Below are 13,948 nucleotides of genomic sequence, written 5' to 3' on the forward strand. Positions count from 1 at the left end.
CGAGCTATCTTGATCCGGTTTGATCTCTATTGATCAGGTTTCTAGGTCGCTTACTCCTACTATTTGCGTATAGCTCCTATTGTTTGGTCCGATGAATATACCGCCAAACCGCAATAAACAAGGCAACAACAGCAACGGCAATCACTACATAAAGAACAATCGTAAGTACAGAAAAGAAAACTGCGGTGTTCATTATGCGCTCCTTCCATTAACTACTCAACTAGTTTTCCATTAGCTACTCAATGAATGTTTCGGACACGTATGTTTTCCTCTTAAAAACTAATCGCATGTAGTTGTGCCGCAAACATTTCCGTTACTTAACGGCGCCTAGCGAGTCCAACCCCAGCTCCCGTAACCGCGATTGCAGCCAAACCGATAGCACCGGCAGCAATACCAGTTTTAGCGAGCTGCTTATTCCCTTGCATATGGGTGCTCGAAGTGATTGCGCCATTCCCGTGATGCCCAGGGTTATTCAATTCACCATTTCCGGGTTGCTCGCTGGGGTTAATCGGTTGTGCAGGCTCTAAGGTTGCTGCGGGAACGCGGTCTTTAACAGTCACGGGTACCTCAACCACACGAGATGAACCATCCTTAAACGTAACCTTAATCTTCCCCGTGTACTCACCTGGCTTAGCGGTATTTACAGCGCCATCCGCGGTAATATCCTCCGCTTTGGCGCCCTCAGGCAAATTTTTGATATTAGCCGCTCCAAGAGTTAAATCATCACCCTTGTGAATCACCACGGGCACAATCTGATCTTTAGAAATCTGCGGGACCGGCGTAACTACCCCTGCATCCGCGGTCTTACGAACCGTCATTTTCGTCACGCGAGTGACCTCGTGATCCCCATACTTCGTGATCACACTCAGCTCTCGCGTGCCAGCCGGAACCGACTTCGCATCCACCGTCACCGCACCCGTTGCCTCATCGAGCGACGCCCACTTCGGGAAGTTGCTGGCAATAAACTTTAACGAAATCCCCGCATCCTCATGGGTCAACTTTGGCGTTACTGTCTTCTTCCCCTCATCGGATTCACTTAAATCCAAATCCGCATACCAAAGCTTACTGTAGAACAGGGGGCGGATATACGGTGTGCCAATCGTGTTCGCACTAAACTTCAACACCTTCCGGGGTGTTCGAGTGGCCCCATCCCAACCGGTTCGCAGCAGCCCCGCGTAAAAATATCCCGCAGGCACATTAGCCGCAGAACTCGTGTATCCCTTATCTAAACGAATAATCTGCTTTTCGGATTCGAAATCTTTATACGCGCCAACGTTGGCGAAAAGATTGTCGAACGTGTACTCACTCTGCTTATCCTCAGAAGTCAGCGTTAGCGCCACGTCCCTAAACTTCTCATTTAACGCGGTAGTCTGGTCCGCCTTCAAGTTCACGTCATCAACCGTAATGTACTTCATGTACGTCGTAATGATCGTGTACTCCGGCCACACTTTCAGCGCTACCGTGCGTTCAATCGGGGTCCCCGTCTTCAAAGTGAGGTGCAGTTTCAGCTGATACTCACCCGGTACCTGGGCGACAATCTGGCTGGGACTAGAAAACTCAATCTTCCCTTCCAACGCCGGGTCCTTGACGATCTCCACTGCTTTCTTCGCATCACTACCGTCCGCGTATTGCGCAGCTTCTACCAGCCCAATGTTCCAAATGGTTTGCCCAGCATTAACCTGATATGACTCAACGACATCTAACATCGCCTGCTTGGACGCGGAGTCCTCTGCCCTATCCGCAGCTGCGGGGGTACCAGTACTATCTTCGGCGAACGCGGTCGCAGATACACCTGCTCCACCCGCAACCACTAAACCACCCACCGCGAACGCAGACAGCACTGCCCGCCAAGACCGCCGCAGCGCTCTCGGGGAACTAGCCGACCACTTTTCTAACCTCATATTCTCTCCTAAACGATTGTCGGCAATGACAACTTGAAAATATCATTCCCCGCAATCGCTCTCATCTGGAGGAATACGAAAAAGCTCTGCTTAGATAAGTGAGTCGTTAAAATTACAAGCCGTAGGAGATTCGCAGCGGAGCGTGATCTGACACCCTCGCGTCATACGCATCCGCACTATCCACGTGCCATGCCTGCGCCCTCTGCCCCAAGCTTGGGGACGCCAACTGGTAGTCAATCCTCCAGCCCGCATTATTATCAAATGCTTTCCCCCGGTAGGACCACCACGTATACGGGCCCTGTTCCTCCCCCACCAGGTCTCGCACCACGTCACGCCACCCCTGGTTTAACCACGCGTCCACATACGCGATCTCCTCATCCAGCACGCCCGCGGACTTATTGTGGTTCCCTTTCCAGTTCTTAATATCCCGCTCCGTGTGCACAATGTTCAGATCACCGCACACCACCGTCGGCACATCCGCATCCAGCAGCTCTTGCATCCGCTGGGTAACCAACTCTAAGTGCGCGTACTTTTGATCCATTTTCTCGGTACCCACCTGACCGGAATGCAGGTACGCACTCACCACGCGCACAACCTCATCACCTGCACGCATGTCGGCCTCCAGCCACCGGCCCGTGTCAACGGCAACCGCGTCCACACCCTGCGGCTGCGCTCCGAACCGTACGCTCTGGCGGTCAATCTGCACGCGCCCATTCTTTCGCACCGCCAGCGCAACCCCTGCGCGGCCCTTTACCTCACACGGGAAATTAACTACCTCCCACTGCTCCCCCAAGAGCTTATCGACAATCTCGTCAGACGCGCGCACTTCCTGCAACGCAACCACGTCCGGGCCGGTTGCGGCCATGAGCTCGGCAAATCCTTTGCGGGAAGCCGCACGGATACCATTCACATTAAAGGTCGAAATCTCAATACTCATACCACGATTATCCCATGCATCCAGACCGGGCCCGTTTGACTCCGTGCTCCGCACTTTCTCGGCAGGGCCAGTTAGTCTCTGCGTTCCACCGATGGCCAGTTGGGCCGGTTAGACGCAGCAGTTTTCGCCACCGCTCGGCGGGGTCGAGCCAGTTAAGCTGTGCGTTCCGCAGCTTCCACGACGTTGGCCAGCAGCATCGCCCGCGTCATCGGCCCCACCCCACCGGGGTTCGGGGTGATCCACCCGGCCACCGCATCCACGCCATCGGCGACGTCACCCGCGATCCGGGTTTTGCCCTCATGCGTTTCACGCGACACCCCCACGTCCAGCACAATCGCTCCGGGTTTCACCATGTCCGCAGTAACGATCCCCGCTACCCCCGCAGCAGACACAACCACGTCCGCAGCCCGCACGTGTCGGCTCAGATCCCGCGTCCCCGTGTGGCACAGCGTGACCGTCGCATTTACCTCCCGCGTGGTCAACAGCGACCCGATCGTCCTGCCAACCGTGGTCCCACGCCCAATGACGCACACGTGCTTGCCGTTCAGATACAAGTTATTGCGCCGCAGCAGTTCCACCACCGCCCGGGGCGTACATGGCAGCGGATTATCAATCAACCCATCGACCGACAGCAACATCCGCCCCAAGTTCGTTGGGTGGAGCCCGTCCACGTCTTTAGCTGGATCCACCGCCTCAAGCAACAAATTCGTATCCACCTGCGGCGGCAGGGGCAACTGCACAATATAGCCCGTGAGTGCCGGATTGCGATTAAAGGCCTCAATCGAACGTAAAATCTGTTCCTGCGTGGCGGACTGCGGCAAGTCAATGCGGAACGATTCAATCCCCACTTCCTTACAGTCCCGGTGTTTGCCCGCCACGTACGTTTGCGAAGCTGGATCTTGCCCCACCAAAATCGTTCCCAAACCTGGGGTTATACCTTTATTTTTGAGGTCCTGCACCCGGGTCTTCAGCTCGTTCTTAATCTGCGCGGCGCAACGCTTCCCATCTAAAGGCTTCGCCGCTCCTGCCCATGGAAACCTCATTGCTGCAACCCTTCGTACAGTGGGAACGCATCCGTCAACGCTTTCACGCGGCCACTCAGCTGCTCGGTATCCACCTGGCCGGCCGCCGCCTGCACCAAGGTTTGCGCGATAATATCGGCAACTTCTTCGAACTCGGCGGCGCCAAACCCACGGGTCGCAAGCGCTGGCGTGCCAAGACGCAAACCCGAAGTAACGCGGGGTGGGCGCGGGTCAAACGGCACTGCGTTACGGTTCACTGTGATCCCAACCGCGTGCAACGCGTCCTCACCTTCTTGCCCATTCAACTTCGAATCGCGCATGTCCACTAGTACCAAGTGCACGTCCGTCCCCCCGGTAACCAGGGTAATACCTGCGCGTTTCACATCATCTTGCAACAACCGGTCCGCAATGATGCGCGCTCCCTCAACAGTGCGGCGCTGCCGGTCTTTAAACTCCTCGGTTTGAGCCACCTTCATAGACACCGCTTTCGCAGCCACCACGTGCATTAATGGCCCGCCCTGCTGACCGGGAAACACCGCGGAGTTTAGTTTCTTGCCCAGCTCCGGGTCACGCGAAAGGATCATCCCAGACCGCGGCCCACCAATCGTCTTGTGCACCGTGGTGGTCACCACGTCCGCGTACGGCACCGGGTTTGGATGCAGACCCGCAGCCACTAAGCCAGCAAAATGCGCCATATCCACCCACAGGTAAGCTCCCACATCATCGGCAATACCGCGAAAAGCCTGGAAATCCAACACCCGTGGGTAAGCAGACCAGCCGGCAATAATCACCTTCGCCTTATGCTCCACGGCAGCAGCTCGGACCTCATCCATTTCAATACGCATGGACTTCTCGTTCACGTGGTAAAACTGGGCGTCGTACAGTTTGCCCGAAAAGTTCAACCGCATCCCGTGCGACAGGTGCCCCCCGTTATCTAACGCGAGCCCCAAGATCGTGTCCCCAGGTTTAGCCAGCGCAGCTAGCACCGCCGCGTTCGCTTGCGAACCCGAATGGGGTTGCACGTTCGCATACTGCGCGTCGAACACTTCTTTAGCGCGTTCGATCGCCAAGTTCTCCGCGATATCCACCTGCTCACAACCGCCGTAGTAACGGCGCCCAGGGTAGCCTTCCGCGTACTTATTCGTCAGCACCGACCCCTGTGCCTGCAGCACTGCGCGGGGCACGAAGTTCTCTGACGCGATCATTTCCAAAGTTCCGCGTTGACGCTCAAGCTCACCATCTAGAACCTGTGCGATTTGAGGGTCAAGTTCCGCCAAGGGCAGATCATTAAGTTTTGTCACGTAAACCTCCTGAAGTCCAGATTTAGTGTAACGCAATCACGCTTTTTCAGAATCCGACTAGTCGAAAACTACGGTGCGGTCTCCGTTAAGCAGTACCCGGTGCTCACTGTGCCACCGCACCGCCTGAGCTAGGACCCGCCGCTCCACATCTTGCCCGCGCGCCACCAGGTCCGACGTCGTATCCCGATGGGTTACCCGCGTGACGTCCTGTTCAATTATCGGCCCCTCATCCAAATCCGCGGTCACGTAATGAGCGGTTGCCCCTATCAGTTTCACGCCCCGATCGTGTGCCTGCGCATACGGCCTCGCGCCTTTAAAAGACGGTAGGAACGAGTGGTGAATATTAATCACGTTGCCCTCTAATTCCCGGCACAGCTGTTCGGAAAGAATCTGCATGTACCGCGCCAAAACCACGAGTTCCACGCGTTCGGAATGCACTAGGTTCAGTAGTTCCCGCTCCGCTTTCGGTTTAGACTCCGGCGTAACTGGAATGCATAGAAAAGGCACGCCGTAGAACTGGGCCAGCGGCGCCAAATCCGGATGGTTCCCCACAACCGCCACCACGTTGATTGGCAGCTGCCCCTCCCGGTGGCGGTACAGCAGGTCGGACAAACAGTGACCCTCCCGTGACACCATAATCAGGGTGCGGAGCTGCTCACCCAACCCATGCAGTTCCCACCGGGCCTCAAAATCCGCAGCGAAATCAGCCATGGCCTGCTCAATCCGGTGGCGGCCCGCTTCAATCGAAAGTTCAACGCGCATGAAGAACAGGTGCGTGTGCGGGTCACCGAACTGCTGGGATTGAATAATGTTCCCACCCGCAGCTGCGATCAGTCCCGTCACCCTAGCTACAATACCGGGCCTGTCGGAACAAGACAGGGTCAGCACGAAAGCGTCCTCGTTAGATTCCATAGCCCTAACCATAGGACACTTCACGCTCCCCACGCCCACGCGTCCGCACTGTCGCGCCGGGTGCTAAGCCGGGGCGCACCAGATTAGCAAGCCGGGTGTTAGGCCCAGGCGCACCCGATTATCGAGTTGAACTGTCCCGCATCGGGGTCGGCCCGGGCACGTGAGACCTCAGGCTATTTTTCGCCTCCGAAGAATTTGGACCACGGCATGTCCAGCGGCGCATCCTCTTCAATGATTGAGTACAGGTAGCGGCACAGGGGGAAATCCTGTGGTTTCACCACGCCGCGTTCCGTCAGTGGTTTCAACGCACCCCCAACCACGCGGATCGCGTTGACACCCTCCAGGGTCACGCCTTTCATGAGGGAATCGCGCACCTCTGAGAACGGACGGCCCTGCCCCACGAACTCACCGGCACGCACGTTGCGCCCGCCCATGGAGGTTACGAACATGTCCCCAACCCCGCCTAGGCCATCGGAGGTTTCTGGCACCCCTCCCAGCAGCTGCATGAACTGGCGTAGTTCCTTCTGCCCCTGCGCAAAAACGGCTGCGTTGTAGTTGTAACGAATGTACCGGTCGTCCTGTTTCCCTTCTTTAATTGTCAGGCCCTGCCCGAGCCCTGCGGCGAACGCGTAAATGTTCTTCATGCACGCCCCGATTTCGTGGCCCAAGAAGTCCGTGGACGTCCACACATGGTAGTAGTCCGTGCGGAACAGGCCTGCTAAGTAATCGAGTGCCGCCTGGTCCTCACCGCAAAAAACTACGCAAGTATCGTGATGCACCGCCAGTTCACCCGCAATGGAAGGCCCCACAATCGCTGACCACGACACGGAATCGCGCAACTCGGGCGTGAAGTAGGTTTTCAGCACGTCCGGCAGCATGTGCAGCGTACCGTCTTCGTCCGCTTCCATCCCCTTGGTGATCGACAGCACGCGCATACCTGGTTTAACCAGTTGCGACAGGTGTTTGCCCGCAAAATGCACCCCGAACGAGTTCACTCCCGACATCGCCACGTCCGCACCTTCAAACGCTTCATCCGCGTCTTCCAGCTGGTAGGCCGTGACCCCGTCGTTCACCTTCAACCCCAGATTCGGGTGGGTCCCATCCTTTTGGATAGATGCGATTATGTCTTGGTCAAGGTGCGTACCCACCAGGTGAACTTCGTGCCCATTTTCAGTCAGTGGAAACGTCAACGCGGTCGCCATGATGCCCGCACCGAGGATCGCTATTTTCGCCATATTCATTCTCCTTTTAATTACTGTTTTTGAAACTGTTTTTGAAACCTATTTTTGCTTGAGGGGGTCGCTACATCTAAATCCCGTGCCCCCTGCGGGGTATTTGCACAGCCATCCAGCACGCGGCGCGCCACCGTGGCGTCAGTGATCACCACGCGGGCGTACCCACCGGCTAAAACGGCGCTGAGTGCCGGTACTTTCTCGACCTCATCGACAATGGCTATCGCGTGGGCTTGCCGCAGCTCCTGCAGTGAAATTGAAATGGTGCGGCTCTCAAGGGATTGCGAAAGGGGCACACCGTTTGCATCCACATAGTGCGACAGCACGTCTGCGACGCCCTGACGGTTTTGAATTGCTTCAATTGCGCTGGCGTCCAAGTAGCCGGATTCAACCAGCACCGAATCCACGGACACGGCCCCGGGTGAGTAGATGATGTGCTCAGCTTTCGCGGCGTTCACCAGGGTGCGGGCAATACTCGGTTCGCCGCGCAGCGCGTCCCCAAGTGTTTTATTTGCCGTAATCGCCGGGGCCGGTAGGGAGTACCCCACCCCGGGGGCGCGTCGGGCCATCACCCCGATTGAACGGGACACCGCTTCGTCCCCCGTTTGCACGGGGCCGCCGTTGGTTTGGTAAATCTTCGCGTTAGGTGCCCAGCTTTGCGGTAGTTCCTCCGCCACCCGTCCGACTGTTCGCCCCCACGACACCGCCACGCGTTTTGGGGTTGGCTCCAGGTCCGCCAGGTAGCGCGCCGCCACTTGCGCCACATTCCCCGCCTCAGGGGAGGCCACCACGATCGCGCGTTCCAGGTGGAAGCACTGCTCCAGCCCTTGTTCCAGCTCCCGGTTGCGGGCCCGCGGGTGATTAATCGTGATCGTCACTAAGCCGCTTGCGCGGGCCTGCTCCAGCAAACGCCCAACAGTCCAGCGGGTGCACCCGAGTTTTTTCCCAATCGCAGACTGGGTTTGTCCCTCGAAGTAATAAAGTTCGGCGGCGGTCACCATGTCGTCTTCGCGCATCGGATTACCCGCCTCCTCCGGCAAAATCGTCGCTTCGCAGCTAAGCTGTGGCGCCCGCCGATTTGTGCATAAAGCCCGCCGCATAAAGCCCGCGTCTCTTGCATATCCTTGCAAGCGCACCTCCAGCATGCCACACGAGTGCGCACATGTGTACGCGAACGCAAATTCTGCTCATAAGTGCAGGCTTTTTAAAAGAAAGTGGTTTTGAGCGCCAGCTTTTTTGTGCGTCGAGAAAGCAGTTATCTATCACCTGCACTTCCAGCGGCATAAGAGTGCGCGCCTGGGTGGGCCAATTGGTCACTCCCCCAGGCGCGCTTAGTGTTAGCAGCTGCTTAAGTGCCGCTGCTGTGAAACTTCCTCTCTCCGCGTCAAACGGAGTTTCCACGCAGAAGCGGTGCTACTGCGTAAGTAGCGTTTCTGCGCAGCGGTGATGCCACCTTTGCGGCGGCACCTTTGCAGCAGCGGCGCTGTAATCTCGTGGTTACTTAACGAACCCGAGTTCACGCACGGCGTCGCGTTCTTCCTCCAGTGCTTTCACGTTCCGTTCAATTCCAGCGCGGGTACGATCGGAGATCTCGAGGTCCTTCACGACCTCCCACTCACCACCGTTGGAACGCACCGGGAACCCGAAGATCAGACCTTCCGGCACACCGTACGATCCGTCGGACGCAATCCCCGCGGTCACCCACGTGTGCTCGGGCGTGCCCTGCACCCAGTCGTGCATGTGGTCAATCGCCGCGCCCGCAGCGGAAGCCGCGGAAGACGCTCCACGCGCCTCAATGATCGCAGCGCCCCGCTTCGCAACCGTGGGGACGAAGTAGTCATCAAGCCAAGCTTCGTCCACCAGGTCCGCCGCCGGCTTGCCATCCACAGTTGCATAAGACACGTCCGGGTACTGGTCTGCGGAGTGGTTGCCCCACACCACCATGTCTTTAATAGTTGAAACCGGTTTACCCGTCTTGTGTGCAAGCTGTGACAACGCCCGGTTGTGATCCAGACGCATCATCGCGGTGAACCGCGAAGCCGGTACATCCGGTGCCGCAGAAGCAGCGATCAACGCGTTCGTATTCGCGGGGTTACCCACAACCAGCACGCGCACGTCATCAGCCGCACCATCGTTGATCGCCTTACCCTGCGGGCCAAAAATACCACCGTTCGCAGCCAGCAGGTCAGCACGCTCCATCCCCTTCGTGCGTGGACGCGCACCCACCAGGAACGCCGCGTTCGTGCCCTCAAAGGCCTTCGCAGCATCGTCGTAAATATCCACCCCAGACAGCAGTGGGAACGCGCAGTCATCCAACTCCATCGCGGTGCCCTCAGCGGCTTTAACTGCCTGCGGGATCTCCAACAAATTCAACTTCACAGGCGTATCCGGGCCAAACACCTGGCCCGAAGCGATGCGGAACAAAAGGGCGTAACCGATATTACCGGCCGCACCCGTTACCGTAACGACGCGAGGTTCAGACATACCAAAAACTCCTTCAACGTTGTTGTCTCTGTCTCATTACTAATATTAGTGCGCTCCCTCAGTTCGAGAGCGCGAAAGTGGTCCTAGTTATCCCGCTTCTCCAAGTAGTAGTGAATCAACCCGGCAGTGGAACTATCCTGCTGGTCAATCACCGACTCATCGCCCCCCACCGCGGGCGTAAGTTCTTTGGCAAGCTGCTTACCCAGCTCAACGCCCCACTGGTCGAACGAATCAATGCCCCACACAACGCCTTGCGTGAACGTGATGTGCTCGTAAAGTGCGATCAACTCTCCCAGCGTCCGCGCATCCAAACGCCGCGCCATAATGGACGTGGTCGGCCGGTTACCCGCAAACACCCGGGCCGGTACAATCGCCTCATCCGTGCCTTCTGCCCGCACCTCGCTCGCGGTCTTCCCGAACGCCAACGCCCGGGTCTGCGCAAAGAAGTTCGACAAGAATAGTTCGTGCATGTCTGCATCCCCATCACGGTACGGCGCCTTCGTGTTCGCAAACGCAATGAAGTCCGCCGGAATCAGCCGCGTCCCCTGGTGAATCAACTGGAAGAACGCGTGCTGACCGTTAGTACCTGGCTCCCCCCAGAACACTTCCCCCGTATCGTACGTAACCGGGCTGCCATCTGCCCGCACGCCCTTACCGTTCGACTCCATGGTGAGCTGCTGCAAATACGCGGGGAACCGATGCAGGTACTGCGAGTACGGCAGCACCGCATGCGAATGCGCACCCAAAAAGTTGGTGTACCAAACATTCAACAGCCCCATGAGCACAGGCACGTTCTGTTCCAGCGGTGCGGATTTGAAATGCTCATCCATCGCGTGGAAGCCCGCCAAGAACTCACGGAACACATCCGGCCCAAACACGATCGCCAAGGACGTGCCCACAGCCGAGTCCACCGAGTAGCGGCCGCCAACCCAATCCCAGAACCCAAACGCGTTCTGCGGGTCAATCCCAAAGGCCTCCACCTTATCCAGCGCCGTGGAAACCGCCGCGAAATGCGACCGCACCGCCTGTGCTTCATCAACTTCCGGATCTACCTTCCGCAACGAATCCAACAGCCAGCCGCGCACCACCCGCGCGTTCGTCAGCGTCTCCAACGTCGTGAACGTCTTCGAAGCTACCAGCACCAACGTGGTTTCCGGATTCAAATCCGCCAGCTTCTCCGCCGCATCCTGGGGATCAATATTAGAAATGTAACGCGCATCCATCCCCTTGCTCGCATAGGGTTTCAACGCCTCATACACCATCACGGGCCCCAGGTCTGAACCACCGATCCCGATGTTCACAACCGTCTTAATTAACTTACCCGTAACACCCTTGCGTTCCCCATTGCGGATCTGGTTAGCAAACGCGTAGATCCGCGCCAATTCCTCATGAACATCCGAAACCACATTCTGACCATCCACCCGCAACTGCGCATCCGCTGGAAGGCGCAACGCCGTGTGTAAAACCGCGCGGTCCTCCGTCACATTAATGTGCTCCCCACGCAGCATCGCTTCCCGATGGCCCTCCAAATCCACTTGGCGCGCCAAATCCGTCAGCAACTCCACCAGCTCGTCATCCACCAGATTCTTCGACAAATCCACATGCAAATCAGCAGCATCAAAACTGAACTTCTGGTACCGCTGCGGGTCCTGCTCGAACCACTCCCGCAAGTTCGGCGTAAACTGCGCTGCCTTCTGCTTCAAGGCCTGCCACGCCTCCAACTTCGTGGGATCCACAATGTTCACGATCAATATCCTCTCTAATATGGCGTTAACGAAACCGGGTCACCAATCGGAATGCGCGCGGGTTTACGTTTAACCCCCGGCATCGACACCACGGGCACAACCGGTGCCAAACCCATCCACCATTGGCTAATGGGTCTCCTCGCCTCTAAATCTATCTCATCTAACATGTGCGTAACCGGGTGGGAACGAATCGTTCCCCCACTTTGCCCAATATAAAGCGCCTGCTTCTCTCCCCGCGCCAGCAGCTGCGCTAGTTCACCAATCGCGTTGAACACCAAGCGGGTCGCTAAAATCCGGTCGAACGCAGACGGGGCCCCACCCTGCTGCATGTGTCCCAACGCGGAATGGCGCACATCGTAAAGCCCCTCCCCTTCAGACAGGAACACGCGCGCTAAAAACTCCCGGTTGTACCGCGGGTGCGCGTCCTCGTTACGCACCGCAAGGAGGAGGCGGCGTCCATTTTGGAAGCTCTCTTTCAGATTCTGCGCGTCCTCACTAATCGACGCTAAATCCTGCGGCTGCTCATTCAAATACACTTTCTCAGCCCCACTGGCCAGGCCTGCCATTAAAGCCAGGTACCCGCAGCGGCGCCCCATCGTGTCCGCCACAAAGCAGCGTTTAGACGCGGCCGCGGATTCTTTAATCCGATCCAGCGCCCACACCGCATTGTTCAACGCCGTGTCCGCCCCGATAGACAGTTCAGAACCCGGCAGGTTGTTATCGATCGTGGCGGGCACCAGCATCATCGGAATGTTGAACGCGGGGTATCGGTCGCGTTCCGACACCATGTTGTACACCGCCAGGTACGCGTTGAAACCACCGATTACCAGCAGGGCGTCAATGCGGTTATTCTCTATCGCCCGCCCCAGCGCGTAGAACTCCTCCAGTTTCGGAATGTGCCGGCGCGTTCCCAGCTGCGCACCCCCTTTGAATGCCCAACCTTCCACATCCGACCACTTAAGGGTCTGCACGTTAGAATCCATGAGGCCCTGGAATGAACCGTGGATTCCCACCATCTCCATTCCGGCTTCCAACCCGGCACGCACCGCCGTCCGAGCCGCCGTGTTCATCCCTGGCGCAAGCCCACCGACGTGCAAAATCCCCACGCGTTTCGCCCCCTCGGGCACGCCCTCAAGATCTTGAGGAGGTGTGGAAAGCACTTCATTAACGCGCACCATTTGGGTGAACGAAACTCCGCGTGCGCGAATGGCCTGGTCGAACTGCTTGTCTTTCACGAGGGCGGAAACGTTACGGGTTGCCTCTACCGCTTCCATGAGGGGAATGCGGGTGAGCCGGTTGTGCCGCACCCCAATTATGTAAGCCGGATCGTTCGGGTTAGCGTCCATGAGTTCTTGCGCCGCCCCGTACCCCATGAGGGTGGGCATCCACCGGTCGTACGCCGATGGGGTACCCCCGCGTTGCACGTGCCCCAAAATGGTGATGCGCGCGTCCAGTTGCAGTTCATCTTTGATTGCCTGCTCCACATCGCGGGACGTGATGCGGTTCCCATCCGCGTCTTGAGCTCCTTCGGCAACGATCACTATGGAATCGCGCCGGCCCGCCGCCCGGCCTTTCCGTAGTTTTTGCGCTAAGTCTGCCGCCCATTCTGAGGAGGGGGGATTCTCTGGGGTGAACACGTAGTCGGCGCCCCCCGCAACCGCGGCCATGAGGGGGAGGTACCCGCAGTGCCGCCCCATCACCTCAATAACGAATGTGCGCTGGTGGGAGGCAGCGGTGGAAGCGATATCGTCCATGGCCTCCAAGATCCGAGTTAACGCCGAGTCGGTTCCGATCGTCATGTCGGATCCAACGAGGTCATTATCAATCGACCCCACCAGCCCCACGATCATCAGCTGCGGGTGGGCCTGCGCGGTCTGCTCTGTGATCTGCCCATCCACCACCAGTTCCTGCACGAGTGATGGCCATTCTTCCCGGAACTCGTTCGTACCCGTGAGGGTCCCGTCCCCACCGATCACCACGAGTCGGTCAATGCCGCGTTCAATCAAATTCTTGCACGCCGCCCGCAGCCCTTCGCGTTGCCGAAACGCAGCGCACCGCGCAGTACCGATCACAGTGCCACCTTCGTTGAGGATCGAGGACACGTCCGACCAGTGCATCTGCCGGATCCCATCGCCCCCATCCACGGCGCCCTGCCACCCTTCGAGGATCGCGTACGGCTGCCCACCAAGTTCGAGGGTAGTGCGAGTAACAGCCCGCACCGCGGCGTTCATGCCTTGCGCATCCCCACCCGAAGTGAGGATCCCAATGCGTTTCTTCCCGTCTGGTTTTGCTGCGCGTGTTTGAACCTTCGACATAGCACCCCTTCGGTTATGCGCCCGGCTACCTTCCAGGCGCCCCACACCATTATGTCGAACCCAGTGCCTCATGCGCGATCCCCAACACAAAATTCTTAA

The 13,948-nt window shown here is 57.9% G+C and carries 10 protein-coding genes; all 10 read right to left on the reverse strand.

All coding sequences use genetic code 11. The annotated features are described in order from the left end of the window. Positions 1–317 precede the first annotated feature (317 nt). A complete protein-coding gene (locus tag QS713_RS07260; RefSeq protein WP_313273977.1) occupies positions 318–1,901 on the reverse strand; it encodes a Rib/alpha-like domain-containing protein in 1,584 nt (527 codons plus the stop codon). Between the two features lie 112 nt (positions 1,902–2,013). Then, complete coding sequence (locus QS713_RS07265) at positions 2,014–2,838, reverse strand: exodeoxyribonuclease III (protein WP_313273979.1); 825 nt, start codon at positions 2,836–2,838, stop codon at positions 2,014–2,016. A gap of 152 nt (positions 2,839–2,990) precedes the next feature. Further along, positions 2,991–3,881, reverse strand: a complete 891-nt coding sequence (locus tag QS713_RS07270) for a bifunctional methylenetetrahydrofolate dehydrogenase/methenyltetrahydrofolate cyclohydrolase (protein ID WP_313273981.1) — start codon at positions 3,879–3,881, stop codon at positions 2,991–2,993. Then, positions 3,878–5,161 (reverse strand): serine hydroxymethyltransferase, encoded by a 1,284-nt coding sequence (glyA, locus tag QS713_RS07275; RefSeq protein WP_313273984.1) that lies wholly within the window; start codon positions 5,159–5,161, stop codon positions 3,878–3,880. The genes QS713_RS07270 and glyA overlap by 4 nt, the downstream gene beginning before the upstream one ends. Before the next feature lie 57 nt (positions 5,162–5,218). Next, positions 5,219–6,073 carry a formyltetrahydrofolate deformylase gene (gene purU / locus QS713_RS07280; protein WP_313273985.1) on the reverse strand — a complete coding sequence of 285 codons (855 nt, stop codon included), beginning with the start codon at positions 6,071–6,073 and terminating at the stop codon, positions 5,219–5,221. Between the two features lie 173 nt (positions 6,074–6,246). Beyond that, positions 6,247–7,308 carry an NAD(P)H-dependent glycerol-3-phosphate dehydrogenase gene (locus QS713_RS07285; RefSeq protein WP_102217158.1) on the reverse strand — a complete coding sequence of 354 codons (1,062 nt, stop codon included), beginning with the start codon at positions 7,306–7,308 and terminating at the stop codon, positions 6,247–6,249. 17 nt (positions 7,309–7,325) lie between these two features. Then, a complete protein-coding gene (locus QS713_RS07290; protein WP_313273988.1) occupies positions 7,326–8,405 on the reverse strand; it encodes a sugar-binding transcriptional regulator in 1,080 nt (359 codons plus the stop codon). Between the two features lie 397 nt (positions 8,406–8,802). Then, positions 8,803–9,789, reverse strand: a complete 987-nt coding sequence (locus QS713_RS07295) for a malate dehydrogenase (RefSeq protein WP_313273991.1) — start codon at positions 9,787–9,789, stop codon at positions 8,803–8,805. Between the two features lie 83 nt (positions 9,790–9,872). After that, the gene (gene pgi, locus QS713_RS07300; RefSeq protein WP_376779577.1) at positions 9,873–11,537 is read right to left on the reverse strand and encodes a glucose-6-phosphate isomerase; all 1,665 of its coding nucleotides are present in this window, start codon (positions 11,535–11,537) and stop codon (positions 9,873–9,875) included. A gap of 11 nt (positions 11,538–11,548) precedes the next feature. Next, a complete protein-coding gene (locus QS713_RS07305) occupies positions 11,549–13,849 on the reverse strand; it encodes a 6-phosphofructokinase (protein WP_313273992.1) in 2,301 nt (766 codons plus the stop codon). Positions 13,850–13,948: the final 99 nt, after the last annotated feature.

This window comes from Gleimia hominis (assembly GCF_032085515.1).
GTDB classification, from domain to species: Bacteria; Actinomycetota; Actinomycetes; order Actinomycetales; family Actinomycetaceae; genus Gleimia; species Gleimia hominis.